This is a genomic window from Mesorhizobium sp. PAMC28654 (assembly GCF_020616515.1).
In the GTDB taxonomy this organism is placed as follows: domain Bacteria; phylum Pseudomonadota; class Alphaproteobacteria; order Rhizobiales; family Rhizobiaceae; genus Mesorhizobium.
Genome location: NZ_CP085135.1, coordinates 2,120,176 through 2,141,600, shown reverse-complemented (window position 1 = coordinate 2,141,600; position 21,425 = coordinate 2,120,176). Strand labels below are relative to the sequence as shown.

The 21,425-nt window shown below is 62.5% G+C and carries 18 protein-coding genes and 1 pseudogene; 9 read left to right on the top strand and 10 right to left on the bottom strand.

All coding sequences use genetic code 11. From position 1 onward, the window contains the following. Positions 1-3 precede the first annotated feature (3 nt). Together LGH82_RS10825 and rnhA are read left to right on the top strand one after the other, a co-directional pair. The gene (locus LGH82_RS10825) at positions 4-966 is read left to right on the top strand and encodes a homoserine kinase (protein ID WP_227348475.1); all 963 of its coding nucleotides are present in this window, start codon (positions 4-6) and stop codon (positions 964-966) included. Positions 967-971: 5 nt separating this feature from the next. After that, positions 972-1,511 carry a ribonuclease HI gene (gene rnhA, locus LGH82_RS10820; protein WP_227349550.1) on the top strand — a complete coding sequence of 180 codons (540 nt, stop codon included), beginning with the start codon at positions 972-974 and terminating at the stop codon, positions 1,509-1,511. 29 nt (positions 1,512-1,540) lie between these two features. Here the strand turns inward: rnhA and LGH82_RS10815 are convergent, their stop codons facing one another. The 3 genes from LGH82_RS10815 to LGH82_RS10805 form a co-directional block, all read right to left on the bottom strand. Continuing rightward, entirely contained in the window at positions 1,541-2,017 is a 477-nt protein-coding gene (locus LGH82_RS10815; RefSeq protein ID WP_227348474.1) for a DUF2938 domain-containing protein, read from the bottom strand. A gap of 5 nt (positions 2,018-2,022) precedes the next feature. Next, positions 2,023-2,508 carry a peroxiredoxin gene (locus tag LGH82_RS10810; RefSeq protein WP_227348473.1) on the bottom strand — a complete coding sequence of 162 codons (486 nt, stop codon included), beginning with the start codon at positions 2,506-2,508 and terminating at the stop codon, positions 2,023-2,025. 97 nt (positions 2,509-2,605) lie between these two features. Then, positions 2,606-3,415 (bottom strand): protein-disulfide reductase DsbD domain-containing protein, encoded by an 810-nt coding sequence (locus tag LGH82_RS10805; RefSeq protein WP_227348472.1) that lies wholly within the window; start codon positions 3,413-3,415, stop codon positions 2,606-2,608. 211 nt (positions 3,416-3,626) lie between these two features. Between LGH82_RS10805 and LGH82_RS10800 the strand changes: the two genes are divergently transcribed. Beyond that, positions 3,627-4,235 (top strand): YqgE/AlgH family protein, encoded by a 609-nt coding sequence (locus tag LGH82_RS10800; protein ID WP_227348471.1) that lies wholly within the window; start codon positions 3,627-3,629, stop codon positions 4,233-4,235. A gap of 34 nt (positions 4,236-4,269) precedes the next feature. On the opposite strand, the gene LGH82_RS10795 is transcribed toward LGH82_RS10800, so the two are convergent. From LGH82_RS10795 to thrC, 4 genes are read right to left on the bottom strand one after another with little or no spacing between them, the layout of a single operon-like run. Then, positions 4,270-7,158, bottom strand: coding sequence for an EAL domain-containing protein (locus LGH82_RS10795; protein ID WP_227348470.1), 2,889 nt, complete (start codon positions 7,156-7,158; stop codon positions 4,270-4,272). A gap of 3 nt (positions 7,159-7,161) precedes the next feature. After that, a complete protein-coding gene (locus tag LGH82_RS10790) occupies positions 7,162-7,758 on the bottom strand; it encodes a GNAT family N-acetyltransferase (RefSeq protein WP_227348469.1) in 597 nt (198 codons plus the stop codon). An 11-nt stretch (positions 7,759-7,769) separates the two neighbouring features. Then, a complete protein-coding gene (locus tag LGH82_RS10785; RefSeq protein WP_227348468.1) occupies positions 7,770-9,062 on the bottom strand; it encodes a M16 family metallopeptidase in 1,293 nt (430 codons plus the stop codon). Positions 9,063-9,076: 14 nt separating this feature from the next. Beyond that, positions 9,077-10,474 (bottom strand): threonine synthase, encoded by a 1,398-nt coding sequence (gene thrC, locus LGH82_RS10780; protein WP_227348467.1) that lies wholly within the window; start codon positions 10,472-10,474, stop codon positions 9,077-9,079. A gap of 127 nt (positions 10,475-10,601) precedes the next feature. Between thrC and LGH82_RS10775 the strand changes: the two genes are divergently transcribed. Continuing rightward, the gene (locus LGH82_RS10775; RefSeq protein WP_227348466.1) at positions 10,602-11,303 is read left to right on the top strand and encodes a hypothetical protein; all 702 of its coding nucleotides are present in this window, start codon (positions 10,602-10,604) and stop codon (positions 11,301-11,303) included. A 43-nt stretch (positions 11,304-11,346) separates the two neighbouring features. On the opposite strand, the gene LGH82_RS10770 is transcribed toward LGH82_RS10775, so the two are convergent. Beyond that, positions 11,347-12,036, bottom strand: a complete 690-nt coding sequence (locus tag LGH82_RS10770) for an HAD family hydrolase (protein WP_227348465.1) — start codon at positions 12,034-12,036, stop codon at positions 11,347-11,349. A 176-nt stretch (positions 12,037-12,212) separates the two neighbouring features. On the opposite strand from LGH82_RS10770, the gene LGH82_RS10765 reads away from it, so the two are divergent. After that, the gene (locus LGH82_RS10765; RefSeq protein ID WP_227348464.1) at positions 12,213-13,346 is read left to right on the top strand and encodes a site-specific DNA-methyltransferase; all 1,134 of its coding nucleotides are present in this window, start codon (positions 12,213-12,215) and stop codon (positions 13,344-13,346) included. A gap of 63 nt (positions 13,347-13,409) precedes the next feature. Here the strand turns inward: LGH82_RS10765 and LGH82_RS10760 are convergent, their stop codons facing one another. Beyond that, complete coding sequence (locus tag LGH82_RS10760) at positions 13,410-14,021, bottom strand: HAD family hydrolase (protein ID WP_227348463.1); 612 nt, start codon at positions 14,019-14,021, stop codon at positions 13,410-13,412. Between the two features lie 11 nt (positions 14,022-14,032). Next, positions 14,033-15,144, bottom strand: a pseudogene (gene mutY, locus LGH82_RS10755) (A/G-specific adenine glycosylase). A 59-nt stretch (positions 15,145-15,203) separates the two neighbouring features. Here mutY and LGH82_RS10750 point away from each other — a divergent pair. The 4 genes from LGH82_RS10750 to LGH82_RS10735 all read left to right on the top strand — a co-directional run bounded on the left by LGH82_RS10750 (position 15,204) and on the right by LGH82_RS10735 (position 21,261). After that, positions 15,204-15,704 (top strand): DUF721 domain-containing protein, encoded by a 501-nt coding sequence (locus tag LGH82_RS10750; RefSeq protein ID WP_227348462.1) that lies wholly within the window; start codon positions 15,204-15,206, stop codon positions 15,702-15,704. A 142-nt stretch (positions 15,705-15,846) separates the two neighbouring features. Beyond that, positions 15,847-16,575 carry a DsbA family protein gene (locus LGH82_RS10745; RefSeq protein ID WP_227348461.1) on the top strand — a complete coding sequence of 243 codons (729 nt, stop codon included), beginning with the start codon at positions 15,847-15,849 and terminating at the stop codon, positions 16,573-16,575. Positions 16,576-16,692: 117 nt separating this feature from the next. Beyond that, positions 16,693-20,151 (top strand): chromosome segregation protein SMC, encoded by a 3,459-nt coding sequence (smc, locus tag LGH82_RS10740; protein ID WP_227348460.1) that lies wholly within the window; start codon positions 16,693-16,695, stop codon positions 20,149-20,151. Positions 20,152-20,274: 123 nt separating this feature from the next. After that, positions 20,275-21,261, top strand: a complete 987-nt coding sequence (locus LGH82_RS10735; protein ID WP_227349549.1) for an NAD-dependent epimerase/dehydratase family protein — start codon at positions 20,275-20,277, stop codon at positions 21,259-21,261. Positions 21,262-21,425: the final 164 nt, after the last annotated feature.

Sequence of the window (21,425 nt, the reverse complement as noted above, 5' to 3'; positions counted from 1 at the left end):
CGCATGGCTGTCTATACCGATGTCACGGAAGGCGAGCTTGGCGTATTCCTGAAGAATTATCCGGTCGGCGATCTCCTGTCCTACAAGGGCATCGCCGAAGGCACCGAGAATTCGAATTTCCTGCTACACACCTCTAGTGGGTCCTACATCCTGACGCTCTATGAAAAGCGCGTAGAGAAGGCGGATCTGCCCTTCTTCCTGGGCCTGATGGGCCATCTTGCCCGGAAGGGGATTTCGTGCCCGCTTCCGGTGACGGCACATGACGGCCAGGTGATCGGGACACTTGCCGGCCGCCCGGCGGTCATCATCACCTTCCTCGAGGGGCTATCGCTGCGGCGCCCGACATCGGCGCATTGCGCGGAGGTTGGCAAGGCTTTGGCCGAACTGCATCTGGCTGGTGGGGACTTTTCGATGCGTCGCCCGAATGCGCTTGCCATCGACGGCTGGCGCAAGCTGTGGGACGCGTCCCGCGATCGCGCCGACGAGGTCGAGCCTGGACTGGCGGCAGAGGTCGATGCCGATTTCGTCGATTTCGGACGGAACTGGCCGAGAGATCTGCCCACCGGCATCATCCACGCCGATCTCTTTCCGGACAATGTTTTCTTCCTGGGTGAAAAGCTCTCCGGCCTGATCGATTTCTATTTCGCCTGCGATGACCTCTACGCCTACGATGTCGCCACGTGTCTCAACGCCTGGTGCTTCGAGAAGGATTTTTCCTTCAATTTGACCAAGGGCACGGCACTTCTTGACGGCTACCAGAGCGTCCGCCCCCTGAGCGAGGCGGAGAAGGCGGCGCTGCCGATGCTGGCGCGTGGCTCCGCGCTGCGCTTCATGCTGACCCGGCTCTATGACTGGCTGACGGTTCCCGATGGCGGTCTGGTCATGAAACGCGATCCGACCGAATACATCCGCAGGATGCGCTTCCACCGGGCCATCAAATCTCCATCCGAGTATGGACTGACATGACTGAGATGAACAAGCGCGTTGAAATCTTCACGGACGGTGCCTGTTCGGGCAATCCCGGCCCTGGTGGCTGGGGCACGATCCTGCGCTTCAACGGCAAGACCAAGGAGCTTTCCGGCGGCGAGGCGGACACGACCAACAACCGGATGGAACTACTCGCCGCCATATCGGCGCTGAATGCGCTGAAGGAGCCTTGCGCGGTCGACCTTCACACCGACAGCAAATATGTCATGGATGGTATTTCCAAGTGGATCCACGGCTGGAAGAAAAACGGCTGGAAGACCGCGGACAAGAAGCCGGTCAAGAATGGTGAACTCTGGCAGGCGCTGGACGAGGCCAACGGGCGCCATCAGGTAACCTGGAACTGGGTCAAGGGCCATGCCGGCCATCCCGAGAACGAACGTGCCGACGAACTCGCTCGGGAGGGCATGGCTCCGTTCAAGAAGAAGTCGCCGGGTTCCGCACCTTCAGCCACGCCGCTGAAGGACGCGACACAAGTCAGGAAGCCGACAGCCAAGCCGGTACGCCGCTCGACCCAAAGCTACTGAGCTCCAAAGCTACCGAGCTATTGGCGCTCTCAGCGGATCAGCAAGGCGGTTCCGTAAAGCCCAAGCGCGAAGACCGTGTGCGAAACCAGGTTGAGAGCCCGGATTTGCATCGGGTTCGGACGCTTTGAGGCAGCCCAGCCAGCGCCCATGCCGGGAGCCAGCAGGAACCAGCCGGCGCCGACGGTGACGATGCCGAGGATGAAAGCCGGCAGGAATGTCGGCGCGGCCAGCCAGCCCGCTCCGGCCACCGCGACCAAAACGATGCCGTAGACGATGCCGACGAGATAATGGAAGGCCCAGCCCAAGGCCAGCTCATGCCGATAAGGCACAGCCTGGCCGATGTCGTCGTGAAAGACCTTGTCACGCAGATGCCAGACCCAGCGGCCTACCGGTGCCCAATTAGGCTTGGCCTGTCCGAACACCTTGTTGAGCAAGATCGCCCAGAGGTCCATGAGCACCGTAGCGCCGATACCGATCGCCACGGCGCGCAAGAGGACATCAAGCATGATGTCTAGAGCTGTTCGAGGATTTTCGCGGCGCCCGATTCGACCGCCTGGCCAGGGCTGCCCTCGATGTTCAGCGTGGTGACGTTGCCGTTGTCGACGATCATCGAAAACCGCTTCGAACGCAGACCGAGGCCGCCGGCCGACAGGTCCATGTCGAGGCCGAGCGCCCTGGCGAAGTCGCCATTACCGTCGGCGAGGAACAGAATCTTGCCTTCGCCGCCGGTGAAGCGTGCCCAGGCGCCCATGACATGAACGTCGTTGACCGCGACGACGGCGATGGTGTCGACGCCGCGCGCCAGGATGGCGTCATGGTTCTCCAGATAGCCGGGCAGATGGTTGTTGCTGCAGGTGGGCGTGAAGGCGCCGGGAACGGCAAACAGCACGACCTTCTTTCCCGGAAAGATCTCTGCCGTCGTGATGGCCTTCGCACCGTCGGCGGTCATCGTCTTGAAGGTCGCCTCAGGCAGTTTGTCGCCAACGGAAATGGTCATCGGAACCTCATCGGAGTGATTGGAAAACCCATCTTTGCGATAGCGGACTAACGCGCACGCTGCAACCATCGAGAGGCCTCGCCAAGGCCAGTCCCGATCAGGGAAAGGGCAGTAACCCTTCTACCGCACCGGCAGCGCTTGTCAGCGTATAGTGAAGTCCGCCACCCGCGGGCGTCGTCGACGGCCTATCGAGGATCGGTACCGTGAAAATCAGCTTGCCGTCTTTCTCGCTACGGGCCGGAGCGCCGAACATGTAGTCCTGCTCACCGGCGATGAAGAAATCGGCTGCTTCCGGACTGCCCGGAAAACTTGCCTCGACAATCAGTGTTTCGTGGTCACCCGGCAGCACATTGATGCCGAAATCGGGCCTCGCCGGAGTGGGAAGTGCAGTGACGGCCGCCTTTATCAAGGCAGCGTCGTCGGCATTGTCCGGATCTGCGGCGGGATCGACGGTCAACCTTGTCTGCACGGGAATGCAGATCGTTTCGCAGATGCCGAGAAAGATATCGGCATCGATGACCGCGGCATCCTTTGGCGCCGACAGCCTGAACGTCACCGGCAGGGACACCGGATAATCGTAGCCTGCCCATTTGCCATAGCCGTCATCGTGGCGCTGGGGGGCGGGAAACGAAAGCTGGGCCTCGGCAATGTTGGTGCTGGCGGAGATGTCGATCTGCGGTGGCACTCCGGCATCGCCCGGGTCGCGCCAGTAGGTCTTCCATCCGGGCTTGAGCGAAATGTCGAGGATACCCTGGATCCGACCGGCCTCGTCCGGTTTGCCGGTCGTGACAAGACGGACCTTGCCGCCCTCGCTAATGTACCAGGTCGATGAGGAAGCGATCGCGGGCAGGCCGCTCACTGCCCCAAGGACGGTGCTGAGCAGCAGGATCTTCAGGCTTTTTTGCATGGCGGTGATTTGATCGTGCGTTCATGTCGGCGCAATGGTTTCATGGCCTCGCCTGTATCATATTTGCGTGACTTCGCAGCCTGGGCGTTAACGCCACCCATCCTGCCGGCGAGAATTGCAGGCTGAGCACCTTCGCTCCGGACCACTGCCTTGGTCGAATCGGACGAAACGCATCTTTCCGGCGCTTTGGAAACGCGTTACCTTCCTTGCCATGGACTTGCTGCGCAACAAGAAGACGGCTGCCTCGCGCGGCTTTCTCGACGATCAGTTCCTGATTGCCATGCCTGGCATGAAGGATGATCGGTTCACGCGCTCCGTCATCTACGTTTGTGCGCACAGCGATGAAGGCGCCATGGGCCTGATCATCAACCAGACGCAGCAGATGCTGTTTCCCGACCTGCTTGTGCAACTCGGCATCATGAACGAGCAGGAAGCGATCCGCCTTCCAGCGCAGGCGCGCGATTTCGTGGTGCGCAATGGTGGGCCGGTGGACCGCAGCCGTGGTTTCGTCCTGCATTCGGGCGACTACAGGGTGGAATCGTCGCTCACCGTTTCCGACGACATCTGCCTGACCGCGACCGTCGATATCTTGCGGGCCATATCGTCGGGCAGGGGCCCGAGGCGTGCGTTGATGGCGCTCGGCTATTCAGGCTGGGGCGCCGGCCAGCTGGAAAGCGAGATCGCCGAGAATGGCTGGCTAACCTGCCCGGCCAGTCCCGAGCTCCTTTTCGACGCCGACATCGAACGCAAATACGACCGCATCCTCGCCTCGATCGGTATTGATCTCGCGCATCTCAGCCTGGCGGCCGGTCACGCATAGGTTCGATCGGGTCCCCGGAAGATCGTGATGCGGATCACGCCTGAGTAAGCGGATATTGCTCCTTCAGCGTCTTCAGCACCTGATCGCCGGGCATCGGTGCGCCGAACATGAAGCTCTGCACATATTCGCAGCCCATCTGCCGCAATTCCAGGGCATCGCTTTCGTCCGAAATGCCTTCGGCCACGACCGAAAGGCCAAGCTCATGCGCCATGTTGACCATGGATTTGAGCAGCACCGCGCGCTTCGGCGTGCTGTCGTCGACAAAGCTCTTGTCGATCTTGATCGTGTCGAACGGGAACCGCGTCAGATAGGCAAGCGACGAATAGCCGGTGCCGAAATCGTCCAGCGACAGGCCGATGCCCAACTGTTTCAGCTTGGTCAGCACATGGGCGGTCTGCTCGGGATTGTCCATCACCAGTGATTCGGTCAGCTCGAGCCGGAAGCAACGCGGCTTCAGATTGGCCCGTGCGATCACCGAACGGACGTCGCTGACCAGATCGCGTCGGATCAGCTGGCGGCTGGACAGGTTGACCGAAACCGACAGCGGCGCGTCGCCGATTTGCTTCTGCCAGCCTGCCAGATCCTCGGCGGCCTGCTGCATGGCGAAAAGGCCGAGCTGCACGATCAGGCCGCAGCTTTCCGCGACGGGGATGAAATCGGCCGGCGGGATCATGCCACGGCGCGGGTGGTCCCAGCGCAGCAGCGCCTCGAAACCGGCGACACTGCCATCCTCCAGCCGCACGATCGGCTGGTAGGCGAGCGTGAATTCGCGCCGCTCGATGGCGCGGCGCAGATCGGATTCGAACTGCAGACGGTCGGTTCCCACGGTGCGGAAGGCGGGCCGGAACGGCTCGATCCTGTCGCCGCCAAAACGCTTGGCCTGATGCATGGCAAGCTCGGCGTCCTTGACCATGTCCTCGGCGGAGGTCTGCGCGGAGGTCCAGGTGATCAAACCGATCGACGCGGTGAGCACGATCTCGCGCTTGGCGAAGGTGATGGGGTTGTTGATCGCATGCTTGATCGCGTCCGCGATGCCCGCGATGCGGGCCGGGTCCTGTTCGGAAAGCAGCATCAGCGCGAACTGGTCGCCGGCAAAGCGCGACAGCGAATCCTTCGGCTTGAGCAGTCGGTGCAGGCGGCGCGCGATGGTAAGCAGGATGGTGTCGCCGGCCGAGATGCCCAGGCCGTCATTGACCTGCTTGAAGCGGTCGATGTCTATGACGAAGACGGTGGGGCGCACCTTTTCTTCTGTCCGCGCGATCGAGATGATGGCTTCCAGCCGGTTCATGTACAATTCGCGATTGGGCAGGCCGGTCAGGTTGTCATGCACGGCGTCGTGCAGCAGCCGCTCCTCGGACTTTTTCTGCTCGGTGACGTCGATCATCGTGCCGACGCAGCGAATGACCTCGCCATCCGATCCGATCACCGGTCGTGCGCGTAGCGAAAACCAGTGATAGTGCCCGTCGGCGCCGCGCAGGCGGAAGTTCTGCGACACCCGGCCGCGCCGATGTTCCAGCACCACGTCGAGCGTTGTGCGGAAGGTGTCGCGGTCATCGGCATGCAGCACCGGCAGCCAGTTGCGGGCGGCGCCGCCAAGGCTGTTGGGCGCCAGGCCAAGCTGGATGCTGACATCCGGTTTGGTGACCACGCGGTCGCGCAGCACGTCCCAGTCCCACACCGTGTCGCCCGACCCGGCGACGGCCAGCGCCTGCCGTTCGAGATCGGAAAACAGGCCCTGGTGCAGTGCGCCCCCGGCAAAGGCATGCTGCATGACCGTGAAGCCGATCAGCAGGATGATCAGGATCAACCCACCTCCCAGCGCCGGCTGGGCGATGTCATTGTCGAGCATGCCGGTGATCGCCATCCACGATCCGCACAGCCACAACAGCACCATGACCCAACTGGGCACCAGCATGATGGCGCGGTCATAGCCGCGTACACCGAGAAAGATGATGAGCCCGAGCCCGGTCAGCGCCGTGGCGGCAAAGGACAATCTGGCGATGCCAGCCGCGACCGCCGGATCGACAATGGCGACACCGGCAATCAGCACAAGCCCGAGTATCCAGACCAGCGCGCCGTAGCTGAAATGGCCATGCCATCGGTTGAGGTTGAGGTAGGTGAAGAGGAAGACGACGAAGGTTGCCGCAAGCGCCACCTCGGTCCCCGCTCGCCACATCTGCTCGTTGCCGGGCGATATTTCGATGATCTTGTTGAGGAACCCGAAATCGACGCAGATGTAGGCCAGAACCGCCCAGGAAAGTGCGGCGGTCGCCGGGAACATCGACGTTCCCTTGACGACGAAAAGAATGGTCAGGAACAGCGCCAGCAGGCCGGCGATACCGATGACGATGCCGCGAAACAGCGTGTAGGAATTGACCGAGTCCTTGTAGGATTCAGGATCCCACAGATAGACCTGCGGCAGTTTCGGCGACGCGAGTTCCGCGATGAAGGTGATGACCGTGCCGGGGTTCAGCGTGACGCGGAAAACGTCGGCGTCCGGGCTGGTCTGACGGTCGAGCGCGAAGCCCTCGCTGGGCGTGATCGCCGCCAGGCGCGTCGAACCGAGGTCGGGCCAGAAGATGCCGGAATTCACCAGGCGGAAATGCGGGGCGACGATCAACCTGTCGAGCTGCTGGTCGGTGGTGTTGGCCAGCGCGAACACCGCCCAGTCGCCGGTCGAGCGCGCGTCTTTTGCCTCGACCTCGATGCGCCGCACGATGCCATCGGGTCCAGGCGCGGTCGACACCTGGAAATTGTCGCCCTGGTTTCGATAGATCTCGACAGCGCCCGAAAGGTCGAGCGCCACGTCGTCGCGGGCAATCTTGATCGGTTCGACGGCGAAGGCCGAGGACGCCGCGCAGAGCGTGACGATTGCCGCCAGGATAAGGGCGAAGAGCGGCCCGTTTCGCAGGAAATTCGTCAAAAATCAGCCCTTCGTTCCAGCGCCCGGCGGATCATCGGCGATCCGGGCGTAGAGGTAGTGATCCTGCCAGATGCCGTTGATCCTGAGATAGGATCGCAGAAGTCCTTCGCGCCGGAATCCGGCTTTTTCAAGCACGCGGATCGACCGGGCGTTGTCGGGAATACAGGCAGCTTCGATCCGGTGCAACCTCAGCGTATCGAAGGCGAATCGCGAGACGACCTTGACCGCGTCGGTCATCAGGCCGCGGCCGCCAAAGCGTTCGCCGATCCAGTAGCCGACATGGCCGCTTTGCGAGACGCCGTGGCGTATGTTGCCGAGCGTGATGCCACCCGCGAGCTTGCCGCTGCCCCGCTCGAAAATGAAGAAGGCTATCGCTGTTCCCTGGGCATAGTCTTCGCGGTAGCGGCTGATGCGATGCCGCCAGGCCGCGCGGTCGAGCTCGTCCGGGGTCCATCGTGGCTCCCACGGCTCAAGGAAGGCGCGGCTTTCGCCGCGCAGCGCCGACCATTCCTTGTAGTCGTTGGTGAACGGGACGCGCAGCGTGACGCGGTCGCCTTTCAGTGCCGGCAGGTCACGGCGAAAGAAAGGGAGCGCGAACACGCTTTTATGATCTAGACTGCGAGCTTGCGGGCCGTCGCGTGCGTGCCCGGAAGCGAATCGAGGATGGCTTCATAGGGCGCGAGCGTGCCCACAGGACCGACGGCGGTGAGTGTCGGCTTGGTTGAGAACAGCCGCGCCGACAGGTCTGTCAGCCGCTCGATTGTGAGTGCCGAAAGCCGCTCCATCAGCTCTTCCTTGGCGATCGGTCGGCCGAACAGGAGCATCTGGCGGGCGATCTGCGACGCGCGGCTCGCCGGGCTTTCAGCGGACATTATCAGCCCGGCGCGATATTGCGCGCGGGCCCGGTCGAGTTCCTGCTGGAGAATGCTTTCGCCGGCCTTCTGCAATTCGTCGATGATCACCGGCACGAGCTCGGCGATGTCGCTCTGCCCGGTCGCGGCATGGACGCCAAAGATGCCGGTGTCGGAAAAGCCCCAGTGGAAAGCATAGACGGAGTAACACAGCCCGCGTTTTTCGCGGACTTCCTGGAAAAGACGGGACGACATGCCGCCGCCAAGGATCATGGACAGGACCTGCGAGGCATAGAAATCGCGCACATGGTAGGCGCGGCCCTCGAAACCGAGCACGATCTGAGCATCCATCAGGTCGCGGTCCTCGCGGAAATCGCCACCGACATACTGCGCGTATTGCGGGATCGTGCTGTCGGCCTTGGTGCGGAAGCCGCCGAGTTGCTTCTCGACCTCGCGTACGAAATTGTCGTGCTTGATGTCGCCGGCGGCGACGATCACCATGCGCTCGGCGCCATATTGGCGCTCGATGAAATCGTGCAGCTGCTTCGAGGTGAAGGACTTGACGGTTTCCGGCGTGCCGAGAATCGAGCGGCCGATGGTCTGGTGACGGAACGCCGTTTCGGTGAAGCGATCGAAGACGATGTCGTCGGGCGTGTCATGCGCGGCACCGATTTCCTGGAGAATCACATGCTGCTCGCGTTCGAGCTCCTGCGGATCGAACTCGGATTCCTGCAGGATGTCGGCGAGTATATCCACCGCCAGTGGCACATCATCGCTGAGCACCCTGGCATAGTAGGATGTGGTCTCGACGCTGGTGGCCGCATTGATCTCGCCGCCAACATCCTCGATCTCCGAGGCGATCTCGAAGGCGGTTCGCCGTTTGGTTCCCTTGAACGCCATGTGTTCAAGCAGGTGGGCCATTCCATGCTCGTCATCACGTTCATTGCGGGCGCCTGACTTGACCCAGGCACCAAGTGCAACGGATTCGATGCTTGGAAGGGTTTCGGTGGCGACTGTCAGGCCGTTCGACAGACGGCTTACCTCAACACCCATATGGCAATTACTCCCTAACGCGCCGCTCGCGTGCGGCGGCTGATATAATCTTCCACCATTTTCAGGTCAGATGGAAGTACCGTGTATTTTTCCTCGGCCGTCATCAATCCACCTAGCCATGCGGGCAGTGCGGGCGAGACGCCGCTAGCGGCCTCGACCGCCGCCGGGAACTTCGCCGGATGGGCGGTGCCCAGCACCACCATTGGCACGGCGCCGTCGGCCTTGCCCGCCGCCACATGCACCGCCGCGGCCGTGTGCGGGTCGAGCAGGTAGTTGCTGCGGGCCAGCGTCGAGCGGATTGTCGCCGCCACTTCGTCTGTGGTCGCGCGGGCGGCGTCGAACTCGGCGCGGATCCTGTCGATTTCCGCCGTTTCGATGGTAAAAGCGCCGGACTGCTTGAGGCCGTTCATGTAACGGCGCACGGTCGAGGCTTCACGACCGGAGGCTTCGAACAGCAATCGCTCGAAATTCGACGAGACCTGGATGTCCATCGATGGTGATGTGGTCGGAAAGACGCCTTTCGTGCGGTATTCGCCGGTCGAGAGCGTGCGCGCCAGAATGTCGTTGTCGTTGGTCGCGATGATCAGGCGCTCGATCGGCAGGCCCATCTTCTTGGCTGCGTAGCCGGCGAAGATATCACCGAAATTGCCGGTGGGAACCGTGAACGATACTGGCCGGTCGGGCGCGCCGAGCGACAGCGCCGATGAGAAATAATAGACGATCTGGGCCATGATGCGGGCCCAGTTGATCGAATTGACCCCCGACAGTGACACCCCATCGCGAAAGCCGTGATCGTTGAACATGTCCTTCACGAGACCCTGGCAATCGTCGAAATTGCCCTCGACAGCCAGTGCGTGGACGTTTTCGGCCGTCGATGTCGTCATCTGCCGCTGTTGCACCGGCGAGACGCGGCCATGCGGGAAAAGAATGAAGATGTCAGTGCGGTCGCGCCCGGCAAACGCGTCGATTGCAGCACCACCGGTGTCGCCCGACGTGGCGCCGACAATGGTGGCGCGCTGGCCGCGTTCCGCCAGCACATGGTCCATCAGGCGCGCGAGAAGCTGCATCGCAACGTCCTTGAAGGCCAGCGTCGGACCGTGGAAGAGTTCCAGAACGAAGGTGTTCGTTCCGGTTTGCACCAACGGACAGACTGCTTCGTGGCGGAAGGTCGCGTAGGCTTCGCGCACCAGGCGCTCGAAAACCGGCTGCGCTATCTCGCCGCCCAGAAATGGCGAGAGTAAGCGGATGGCGAGGTCGGGATAGGCAAGGCCGCGCATGGCCCGGATTTCGGAAACGGAAAACCGCGGCCACTCGCGCGGCACATAAAGGCCACCGTCGCGCGCCAGGCCCGCCAGCACCGCATCGGAAAATCCAAGCACGGGTGCTTCCCCGCGAGTACTCACATATTGCATCGTCACAGATCCATTGCTGCCGGGCTTTTCATCCGCGGCGAAGTGGTGAATTTCTGCGTTGGCTCAGTCGCATTTTTGCCGCGCGGTTGATATACGTCACCAGCTTTGCGAGAGGGAAGTGCAGTTTATGGGGTTTCATTCGTTCAACCGTCGCTTTGTCGCGGGTCTTGCGCTTACTGGCTTTATGCTTGCCGCCGCCGGCTGCCAATCAAGCGACAATGGCATTCTCGGCTTCGGAAAAAAGGATACGACACCACCGCCACCGCCGGACCCCAAGATTGTCGCCAGCCAGTTGCTGGCCTACTGCCCGAAAGTGACAGTGCGCGACGGGACCGCTTTCTTCAACACCTATGCCAAGGCGGCGCCAGCGCCCAGGAAGAAAAAGGGAGCCGCTGCCCAGGATGCCCCACCGGCGCCGGATGCGGCAGCTGCTCCGCAGGACAATTCGGCGAATGTCATCTATCAGGCGTCGATTTCCGATCTGACCCGCGATTGCAGCCGTGCCAATGGGCAACTGTCGATGAAGATCGCGGTCGCCGGCAGGATCGTTCCCGGCCCGAAGTTCGCTCCGGGCACCATCACCATGCCGATCCGGGTCGCCGTGATGCACGGCACGGATGTCCTGTACTCGCAACTTCATCAGTATCAGGTCCAGGTGACCGACCCCTCGGTTGCCACTCAGTTCGTCTTCACTGATTCAAATGTTGTGGTGCCCGAGCCGTCGGCAGCGGATTATCAAGCCTATGCCGGCTATGACGAGACCACGCCCAAAGCGACGGACAAGTCGAAGAAGACGACCCACAGAAAGAAAGTCGCCACGACGAACTAGGCGGTCGCATTTTTGACGTGCGTCCAGACGGACGCACGTTTTCTCAGGCGTCCGCCGACCATTCCGACAAGGCGGCGATCACGCTTTTCAGTTCCGCCCAGCGGCGTATGACCGTTTCGGCCCCTGCTTCGGTCAGCGCGTCCGCATGGCCGGGATAGCTGTGCGCTGCTCCCGTGAAGCCGATGACGCGCATGCCCGCCGCCCTAGCGCCTGCAACGCCATGCACGGAATCCTCGATGACAAAGGTGTTCGCCGGATTCGCGCCGAGTTTTCCGGCGGCGAAGAGGAAGACATCGGGAGCCGGCTTGGTTTTTCCCGTCGGAATTTCCAGCGCCGAAAAAATCCGGCCGGAAAAAAATGGCAGCAGATTGATCTTCTCAAGCATGAATTCGATCCGCTCCGAGCGTGAATTCGAGCAGATGCAGCGCGGGACGGTCACGCCGGCAACCGCGTCGCGCACGCCGTCGATGGCGCGCACGTCGCTGCGCAATTTGCGGTCGACGAGCTCCTCGGCCTTGTCGATCAGCGAGGCCTGGAACGGGATCAGGGATTTTTCCTCGACCCGCATCATGATGTCCTTGAAGGTCAGCCCGGCATAGGTCTCCGCTAGTTCCTCGGCCGAGATTTCGTATCCGGCCATGGTCAGGAGTTCCGCCTCGACACGCGCGGCGATGATTTCGGAATCGACGAGCACGCCGTCGCAATCGAAGATGACAAGGTCTGGCTGGGGCATGGCGATCCGGAATGCGCGAGGTGAGGGTTAGGCCGAGACGGCTCAGGCGGCGCGGCATACACCAACGGGCCAGCCTTCGCAAATTGCCAGTCCGGACGCGGCACCTTCATCGAATATTTACGCTGATCGGTAACCATAACGGGGAGTAAACAGTAACGCGTGCCCTGGGTGTAACAATGTCTGCCGTGCGTCTTCTTGCCGAGCTTTCCCACGCTCCTCAGCAGTCCGAGTGGCTGGATACAATCCTCAAGGGCGACTGCGTCGCCGCGCTTGACCGGCTGCCCGAAAAATCCATCGACGTGATTTTCGCCGATCCGCCCTACAATCTGCAGCTTGATGGCGACCTGCATCGGCCCGACCAGTCCAAGGTCGATGCCGTTGATGACCACTGGGACCAGTTCGAGAGTTTTGAGGCCTACGACGCCTTCACGCGTGCGTGGCTGCTGGCCGCGCGGCGGGTGCTGAAGCCCAATGGCACCATCTGGGTCATCGGCTCCTATCACAACATCTTCCGGGTCGGCGCCAAGATGCAGGATCTGGGGTTCTGGATACTCAATGACGTCGTCTGGCGCAAAACCAATCCGATGCCGAATTTCCGTGGCCGCCGCTTCCAGAACGCCCATGAGACGATGATCTGGGCCTCGCGCGACCAGAAGGGCAAGGGCTACACCTTCAACTACGAGGCCATGAAGGCGTCGAACGATGACATCCAGATGCGATCCGACTGGCTGTTTCCGATCTGCACCGGCGGCGAGCGCCTGAAGAACGACAATGGCGACAAGCTGCACCCGACGCAGAAGCCGGAGGCGCTGCTTGCCCGTATCATGATGGCCTCGACGAAGCCCGGCGATATCGTGCTCGATCCCTTCTTTGGATCGGGCACCACAGGTGCGGTGGCAAAGCGCCTCGGTCGCCACTTCGTGGGCATCGAGCGCGAGCAGGCCTATATCGACGCCGCCAATGAGCGCATCGATGCCGTACGGCCGCTGGACGGGGCTGATCTGACTGTTCTTACCGGCAAGCGCGCCGAGCCGCGCGTTGCCTTCGTGAGCCTCATCGACACCGGGTTGGTGGTGCCGGGCGCCACGCTCTATGACGCCAAGAAGCGTTGGGCTGCCAAGGTGCGCGCCGACGGCACGGTGGCGATCGACGGCAGCGCCGGCTCGATCCACAAGATCGGCGCGGAAGTGCAGGGGCTTGATGCCTGCAACGGCTGGACCTTCTGGCACTATGAGCGCAGCGGTGGCCTGACCCCGATCGACGAGCTTCGCCGCATTGCCCGACTCGGCATGGAGCGGGCAGGGGCCTGAACCCCTGCACGCCGGGTATTGCGTTGATTCAAAGTATCAACGGATTGATGGAAGCGATTCAGATCACACCTTGATTCCGAGACGTTCAAGATCCGCTTGAAGTGTCCCGGCATCTGTGAACAGCACCGCCTGCCAGCCGGCCACCCTAGCGCCGTCGACATTCTTCTGGCTGTCGTCGATGAACAGGGACACACCCGGATCGAGATCGAATGAAGCGACGTGATGGTCGTAGATCCTGCGATCCGGCTTGATCAGCCCGATCTCGGCGGACACCGTGACGCCGCGCGGGCGGTCCAGGAACGGAAAGCGGCCGCGGGCCTCAATGAATGTGTCGGCGGCCCAGTTGGTCAGCAGCGTCACGTCGTGGCCGCTGTCGATCAGCTTCTCCATGATGGCAACGCTGTCGTCATAGGCATGGGGCACCATTTCGTGCCAATGGCGGCGGAAATTGCGGATGTTTTCCGCATGGTCGGGATGATCGGCAATGGCCAGCGCCTCGGCCTCTTCCCACGTCCGGCCGCGATCCTGCTCGATGTTCCAGTCATGCGTGCAGACATTGTCGAAGAACCATTTCCGCTCCTTCTCGTCTGGGATCAGCCGGCTGAACGGAATGTTGGGATCGTAGTGAACCAGCACCTTGCCGATGTCGAAAACGATGTGGCGGATTTCAGTCATTCTTGTCCTCTTCAGTGCGGGCGCTGCTTTTTGGTCGCGCCCGGTATTCAGCCTCGATCACCTTTTTCATGACAGTCGGTAGGGCTTCCCCTGAAATTTCAGCCGGCGTCGACCAGAAATGTCCGGCAGGTGTGTCGCCATCCACCTCCGCACGGAAAACGTCGAGCTCCAGCGTGAAATGCGTGAACACATGCGCAATGCTGCCGGCACGCCGCCAGTTGCCGGGGAAGGGGGCGGCGGCATCCGTGGTCGCCCCATCGATCCGGGCGGTCCAGCCGGTCGTCGGCACTTCGGTCATGCCGCCGAGAAGCCCCTTTTCCACGCGCTTGCGCAAGAGGATGGCGCCGTCGCTCCTGACCGCGACGAACGCGGCTCCGCGCCGCGATGGTTTCTCGGCCTTCGGCAAACGAACCGGAAAGCGCTCGGGGTCGCCTGAAATGGTTGCGCTGCAGTCCTCGCGCAGCGGGCAAAGCATGCAACGCGGCCGGCGCGGCGTGCAGATCGTGGCGCCCAGATCCATCATCGCCTGGGCAAAATCACCCGGTCTTGTCATCGGAACCATACGCTCGACATGGACGCGAATTTGGCCCTTGGCCTCGGTGAGCGGCGTGGCGATCGAAAACAGCCGGGTGACGACCCGCTCGACATTGCCGTCGACGACCGCGGCGGGACGGTCGAAGGCTATCGCGGCGATCGCCGCCGCCGTATAGGCGCCGATGCCCGGCAATTCCCTGAGGCCCGTTTCGGTATCCGGGAACCGGTCGCCTCGCCGGGCGACGATATCGGCGCAGGCCTTCAGATTGCGCGCACGGGAATAGTAGCCGAGCCCGGCCCAGGCCTTCATGACGTCGTCGGTTTGCGCCGCGGCCAGCGCATCGACGGTCGGCCATTTCTCCAGGAAAGCCCGGAAATAGGATTTCACCGCTTCGACCGTGGTCTGCTGAAGCATGACTTCCGACAGCCAGACACGGTAGGGATCGGGTCGCGCGCCCCGCGCAAGCTCGCGCGGCGGGACGCGCCATGGCAGGTCGCGGTGATGCTTGTCATACCAGCCGAGCAACCGGGATGCTGTGTCGTCGCTATCTGGATGGACGGCCTTGCGGGTCTGGTCATGCGGTGCCATTGATCGGGGAACTGGCCCTAGCCTGTAAATCATGGTGAAGGTCTTGCTGGAGAAGGTACATGGCAGGGAGAAGGTCCTTCGGCAATCCCGTCCCGGTCGGCGATCTTTCGATCCTGATCCTGGATCCGGTGCTGCGCAAACGGGCCGGTATTTCGATCGGCCTCGTCCAGTCATGGGAAGAGATTGCCGGTCCTCGCCTCGCCAGCCGCTCTCGCCCCGAAAAGATCCAGTGGCCGCGTCGCATGCACGAGGACGATCCGTTCGAACCGGCGGTGCTGGTCATCGCCTGCGAAGGCATGGCGGCACTCCACCTGCAGCACGAAACCGGCGAGATCATTAACAGGGTCAACGCTTTCCTTGGCTTCAACGCCATCGGCCGCATCAAGATCGTGCAGAAGCCGATGACGACGGACAAGGGCCGGCAGAAACCGACGCTCAGGCCGCTGACCGCCGCCGAAAAGACAAAACTGTCCGCCACGGTTGGCAAGGTCGAGGATGATGCATTGCGCGCTTCGCTGGAGAGGCTGGGCGCGACCCTTATTGGCGAAAGGAAACAGTGACCTTGGCCACCCTCTCGCGTATTCGTGATCGGCAGGGTAAAATTTGTCGATTGGATTGGGGACAGCGATGCCTTAATTCGCGCCAAGTCTCGCCTTTTCTAGCCTTTGCATTGCAAAATCCAACCATTCTCAGGTGATTCGTATGATCCGTTCCTTGTCTCGCAGAAACGTCCTGTCCTCGCTGGCCGCCATCCCGGCCGTGGCCCTGCTCGCCGCATGCAGTGACTCCGCCGATGAGGCCAAGGCCGCGGATGTGAAGCCGGATGCGCCAGCGGCCCCGGCCAAGCCTGCCACGCCAGCCGCCGTAGAGGCGCCCGAGTCCCAGGGCACGGTGAACATGGCGGAGCTGCTGAAGCCTGGCGCGTTGCCCGACAAGCAGCTCGGCAAAGACGACGCGAAGGTCACCATCGTCGAATACGCTTCGATGACCTGCCCGCATTGCGCGCATTTCGCCGAGACCACGTTCCCGGCCCTGAAGACGAAATACATCGACACCGGCAAGGCGCGCTACATTCTGCGCGAATTCCCGTTCGACCCGAGCGCCGAGGCCGGTTTCATGCTGGCGCGCTGCGCCAAGGATAACTATTTCCCGATGGTGGACGTGCTGTTCAAGCAGCAGGCCAACTGGGTTGGCGTGTCAAATACCAAGGATGCGCTGCTGCAAATCTCGAAGCTTGCCGGTTTTACACAGGAGTCGTTCGAAGCCTGCTTGACGGACCAGAAACTTCTGGACGATGTGAGATCGGTTCAGAAGCGCGGCGCCAATGAATTCAAGGTCGACTCGACACCGACCTTCTTTATCAACGGAAAGACCTACAAAGGTGCGATGTCGATTGAGGAAATGTCGGCCATCATCGACCCTCTGCTCTGACGTTTCGGCAGCGCCGGCGCGGCAACGCTTCGGCGCGCGCGGCTTTCCGCTGTCCCGTGGCTTTTTGCCGCAAAACCATGAGACACTCTTGCGGAACCCACTTGAGGAGCGGCGCGAATGAAGTTTTCGCGCCTTCGCCTCCTCGGATTCAAGTCTTTCGTCGAACCTGGCGAATTTGTCATCGAGCGCGGCCTGACGGGCATCGTCGGGCCGAATGGCTGTGGCAAGTCGAACCTGGTCGAGGCGCTGCGCTGGGTGATGGGCGAAAGCTCGTACAAGAACATGCGCGCTTCGGGCATGGACGACGTGATTTTCTCCGGATCGGGGACACGTCCGGCCCGCAACACGGCCGAAGTCACGCTTTTCCTCGACAACGCTGACCGTACGGCGCCCGCCGCCTTCAACGATGCGGATGAGTTGCAGGTGTCGCGGCGTATCGAGCGCGAGGCGGGTTCTATCTACCGCATCAATGGCAAGGAAGCCCGCGCCAAGGATGTCCAACTGCTCTTCGCCGACCAGTCGACCGGTGCGCGGTCGCCTTCCATGGTCGGGCAGGGCCGCATCGGCGAACTCATCCAGGCCAAGCCGCAGGCACGCCGGGCTTTGCTGGAAGAAGCGGCCGGCATTTCCGGCCTGCACACGCGCCGCCATGAGGCCGAGCTGCGGCTGAAGGCGGCCGAACAAAACCTTGAACGGCTGGACGACGTCGTTGGCGAACTGGAAAGCCAGATCGAAAGCCTGAAGCGCCAGGCGCGCCAGGCATCGCGCTTCAAGAACCTGTCCGCCGATATCCGCAAGGCCGAGGCGACGCTGCTGCATCTGCGCTGGACGCTGGCCAAGACGCAGGAGGGCGAGGCGCGTTCGGCACTGGCCATTGCGACCGCGCTGGTTGGCGACCGCGCCGCATACCAGATGAACGCGGCCAGGGAGCAGGGCATCGGCGCGCACCGGCTGCCGGATCTGCGAGACGCGGAAGCCGCCGCCGCTGCTGCTTTCCAGCGCCTGTCGATCGCCAAGGCGCAGATCGAAGAGGAGGCCGGCCGCATCCGCGCCCGCCAGGCGGAACTGGACCGCCGGCTGCAGCAACTGGACGGCGACATTGCCCGTGAGGAGCGCATGGTCCGCGACAACGCGGACATTCTCGAGCGGCTTCGCACGGAGGAGGCCTCGCTCAATTCCGAAAATGCCGGGGCCGCCGAACGCGAAGCCACCACCAGGGCCGCCTTCGAACAGGCGGCCTCGACGCTTGCCGCGAGCGAAACAAAACTCTCCGCATTGACGGCGGAGCGCGCCGAGGCGGCCGCATCGCGCAACCAGATCGAGCGTTCGCTGCGTGAAACCGCCGAGCGCCGGGACCGCTTCGCGCGTCAACTCGCTGAACTGGATCGGGAACTGTCCGACATCGTTTCCCGGGTCGCCGGCCTGCCCGATCCCGCCGAGAAGCGGGTGCTGGTTGAGCAGGCACTGGCCTTGCTCGAAGAGTCCGAAACGGCTGTCCTTGAGACCGAGGCGGCGGTTATAGAGACACGCGCGGCCGAAAGTGCGGCCCGTCCGCCGGTTCAGGACACCAAGGCGGAGCTGGCTGGCATAGAGACCGAGGCGCGTACTCTGGCCAAGATCCTGAATGCCGCCAGCGGCGACCTTTTCCCCTCCGTTCTGGAGCAGATCAGCGTCGAACGTGGCTTTGAGACGGCACTAGGGGCAGCCCTTGGCGAGGACCTTGACGTTCCGCTTGACCGCAGCGCGCCAGTGCATTGGGGGCAAAGCGAAATTCAACCCAGCGACGCGGCTCTGCCGCAGGGCATCAGGAGCCTCGCGAGCGTGGTTCGCGCACCAGCGCAACTGGCTCGCCGATTGGCGCAGATTGGCATCGTGGAAGCCGGAGACGGATCACGGGTTCAGGCCTTGCTCTCTCCCGGCCAGCGACTGGTCAGCGGCCAGGGTGCACTCTGGCGCTGGGACGGATTTACCGCCAGCGCCGACGCACCGACCGCCGCCGCGCAGCGGTTGGCACAGAAGAACCGGCTGGCCGAACTCGATGCGGAAGCGGTTCAGGCAACGCTTGTCCTGCGCGATGCCGAAGAAGCGCTTGCGCGCGCCGAGCTGGCGCTTCGCCAGATCAGCGAAGCCGAACGCAATGCCCGGCAGGCTGGGCGCGACGCCCAGCATGGCTTGGACGCGGCCCGCAACGTGTTGGCCCAGGCCGAAAAAGCCGGCGGCGAATTGTCGAGCCGGCGTGCGGTGCTTGAAGAGTCGCGCGCGCGCATCGTCGATAGCCACGAAGAGACGTCGGCAGCGTTCGCCGAGGCGGAAATGCTGTTGCAGAGCGCTCCTGATCTCGGCGATCTGCAATTGCAGCTCGAACAGGCCGCCGCCAATGTCGCGGGTGACCGCGCAGCCCTTGCCGATGCACGCGCGGTTCACGAAGGGCTGCGGCGCGAGGCCGAGGCGCGTATGCGCCGGCTCGACGCTATCGGAGCGGAACGCCGCAACTGGCTGGAGCGCGCCGAGAACGCCTCGACGCAGATCGAGGCGCTCGGCGAGCGCAGGGCCGAGGCCGAAGCCGAACGTGAGCGGCTTGCCGACGCGCCTGATGAGATCGACGCCAAGCGGCGCGCCCTGCTGTCGCAGTTGACCGAGGCCGAGGCGCTGCGCAAATCGGCGGGAGATCGCCTGCAAGAGGCGGAGAACAAGCAGTCCGAACTGGACAAGTCCGCTATATCGGCGATCCAAGCGCTCGCCGAGGCGCGCGAGACGCGTGTTCGTACCGAAGAGCGGCTGACCGCCGCCGACGAAAGGCGGCTGGAAGTCGAGGCGCGTATTCAGGAAACGCTGAACACGCCGCCGCACCTCGTCATCCGCCATACCGGTCTCGAAGCCGACAGCCCGATGCCCGAAATGGGTGATATCGAGCGCCAGCTGGATCGGCTGAAGATCGAGCGTGAACGGTTGGGCGCCGTCAATCTGCGCGCCGAGGAAGAGCAGAAGGAACTTTCGGACCGGCTTGAAGCAATCGTATCCGAGCGCGAGGATATCATCGAGGCCATCCGCAAGCTGCGGCAGGCAATCCAGAGCCTCAACCGCGAAGGCCGCGAAAGGCTCCTTGCCGCCTTCGACGTGGTCAACGGCCATTTCCAGCGGCTGTTCTCGCATCTGTTTGGCGGCGGTACGGCCGAACTGCAGCTGATCGAGTCCGACGATCCGCTCGAGGCCGGTCTGGAAATCCTCGCCCGGCCGCCTGGCAAGAAGCCGCAGACGATGACGCTGCTGTCGGGTGGCGAGCAGGCGCTGACGGCGATGTCGCTGATCTTCGCCGTTTTCCTCACCAACCCCGCGCCGATCTGCGTGCTCGACGAAGTCGATGCGCCGCTCGACGATCACAATGTCGAGCGGTTCTGCAATCTGATGGACGAAATGGCCAGGACCACCGAGACGCGCTTCGTCATCATCACCCACAATCCTATCACCATGGCACGGATGAACCGCCTGTTCGGCGTGACCATGGCCGAGCAGGGCGTGAGCCAGCTCGTGTCGGTCGACCTTCAGGCCGCCGAGGCCATGCGCGAGGCAAGCTGAGGCATCCTGCGTACCGGCTGCAAGTGCCCATCGGGCCGATAGCCTCCCTTTCCGGATTCCATTATAGCGTTGGCTGAAGGGGGCAGCTCCGCCGGTTGCCCTGTCACGTATCTGGAGAGCCCATTGCCTGTACTGGTCACCGGAGCCGCGGGGTTTATTGGAAGCCATGTCTGCCTACATCTTCTGAGCAGGGGAGAGGCAGTCGTCGGTGTCGACAATATGAACGATTATTACGACCCGGCGCTGAAAAACGGGCGCCTCGCCCGCCTTCGCGAGCACAGGCATTTCTCATTCCATCAGATCGATATTGCCGAACAGGATGCGCTGACCAACACTTTGGCCGGGCTTGATGTAAGGAAGATCGTTCATCTCGCCGCGCAGGCAGGTGTGCGTTACTCGCTCGACAATCCGCGGGCTTACGTTCGGTCCAATATTGTGGGCCATCTCGAAGTGCTGGAATTCTGCCGAGCGCAGCCGGCATTCGAGCATCTGGTCTATGCCTCGTCGAGTTCGGTCTATGGTGGCAACAGCAAGGTGCCGTTCGGCGAGACGGACCAGGTCGACAGGCCTGTTTCACTCTACGCCGCCACGAAGAAAGCCGATGAACTGATAAGCCATACCTATGCTCACCTGTTCGGCGTGCCGCAGACTGGCCTGCGCTTCTTCACGGTTTACGGACCCTGGGGCCGGCCTGACATGGCCTATTGGATTTTCACCAAGGCCATGCTCGAGGGCAAGCCGATCCGGGTTTTCAACAATGGCGACATGTGGCGGGATTTTACCTACGTGGACGACGTTGTGGAGGCCGTTGTCGCGGTGCTCGACAGGCCGCCTTTGGGCGATATCCCGCCGAGCCGGCTCTACAATGTCGGCAACAACCAGCCGGCCCGGCTTGGCGATTTCATCGACATTCTGGAAAGACTGCTCGGCGTGAAGGCGAACCGCAGGTTTGAGCCGATGCAGCCGGGCGATGTCGAAAGGACCTACGCCGACATGACTGCCTTGGAGCGGGATTTCGGCTTCAGGCCACGAACCTCCCTGGAAGTCGGCCTGGGAAAGTTCGTGGGTTGGTACCGTTCTGAGTGGGCGGGATCGACGACAGGTGAATGAGTCTTGCGTGGTAGGGCGCTTTCATTCGGTCCCGAGTTGCTGATTCAAGGCGCTGCAGGAGGCAATGAGCAGTCGGTCAAGCCGCCAGCTGACCTTTGTGCGGCTGATCCCCGCCAGATGACCAGGTGAAGCAGATCGAGCCTACCTTCAACACGGGCACCCGC

Excerpts from the sequence above, each read along its gene's own strand:
- LGH82_RS10825 (WP_227348475.1), top strand. The coding sequence starts at position 4 with ATGGCTGTCTATACCGATGTCACGGAAGGCGAGCTTGGCGTATTCCTG.
- rnhA (WP_227349550.1), top strand. The coding sequence starts at position 972 with ATGAACAAGCGCGTTGAAATCTTCACGGACGGTGCCTGTTCGGGCAAT.
- LGH82_RS10815 (WP_227348474.1), bottom strand. The coding sequence starts at position 2,017 with ATGCTTGATGTCCTCTTGCGCGCCGTGGCGATCGGTATCGGCGCTACG.
- LGH82_RS10810 (WP_227348473.1), bottom strand. The coding sequence starts at position 2,508 with ATGACCATTTCCGTTGGCGACAAACTGCCTGAGGCGACCTTCAAGACG.
- LGH82_RS10805 (WP_227348472.1), bottom strand. The coding sequence starts at position 3,415 with ATGCAAAAAAGCCTGAAGATCCTGCTGCTCAGCACCGTCCTTGGGGCA.
- LGH82_RS10800 (WP_227348471.1), top strand. The coding sequence starts at position 3,627 with ATGGACTTGCTGCGCAACAAGAAGACGGCTGCCTCGCGCGGCTTTCTC.
- LGH82_RS10785 (WP_227348468.1), bottom strand. The coding sequence starts at position 9,062 with ATGGGTGTTGAGGTAAGCCGTCTGTCGAACGGCCTGACAGTCGCCACC.
- thrC (WP_227348467.1), bottom strand. The coding sequence starts at position 10,474 with ATGCAATATGTGAGTACTCGCGGGGAAGCACCCGTGCTTGGATTTTCC.
- LGH82_RS10775 (WP_227348466.1), top strand. The coding sequence starts at position 10,602 with ATGGGGTTTCATTCGTTCAACCGTCGCTTTGTCGCGGGTCTTGCGCTT.
- LGH82_RS10770 (WP_227348465.1), bottom strand. The coding sequence starts at position 12,036 with ATGCCCCAGCCAGACCTTGTCATCTTCGATTGCGACGGCGTGCTCGTC.
- LGH82_RS10765 (WP_227348464.1), top strand. The coding sequence starts at position 12,213 with ATGTCTGCCGTGCGTCTTCTTGCCGAGCTTTCCCACGCTCCTCAGCAG.
- LGH82_RS10760 (WP_227348463.1), bottom strand. The coding sequence starts at position 14,021 with ATGACTGAAATCCGCCACATCGTTTTCGACATCGGCAAGGTGCTGGTT.
- LGH82_RS10750 (WP_227348462.1), top strand. The coding sequence starts at position 15,204 with ATGGCAGGGAGAAGGTCCTTCGGCAATCCCGTCCCGGTCGGCGATCTT.
- LGH82_RS10745 (WP_227348461.1), top strand. The coding sequence starts at position 15,847 with ATGATCCGTTCCTTGTCTCGCAGAAACGTCCTGTCCTCGCTGGCCGCC.
- smc (WP_227348460.1), top strand. The coding sequence starts at position 16,693 with ATGAAGTTTTCGCGCCTTCGCCTCCTCGGATTCAAGTCTTTCGTCGAA.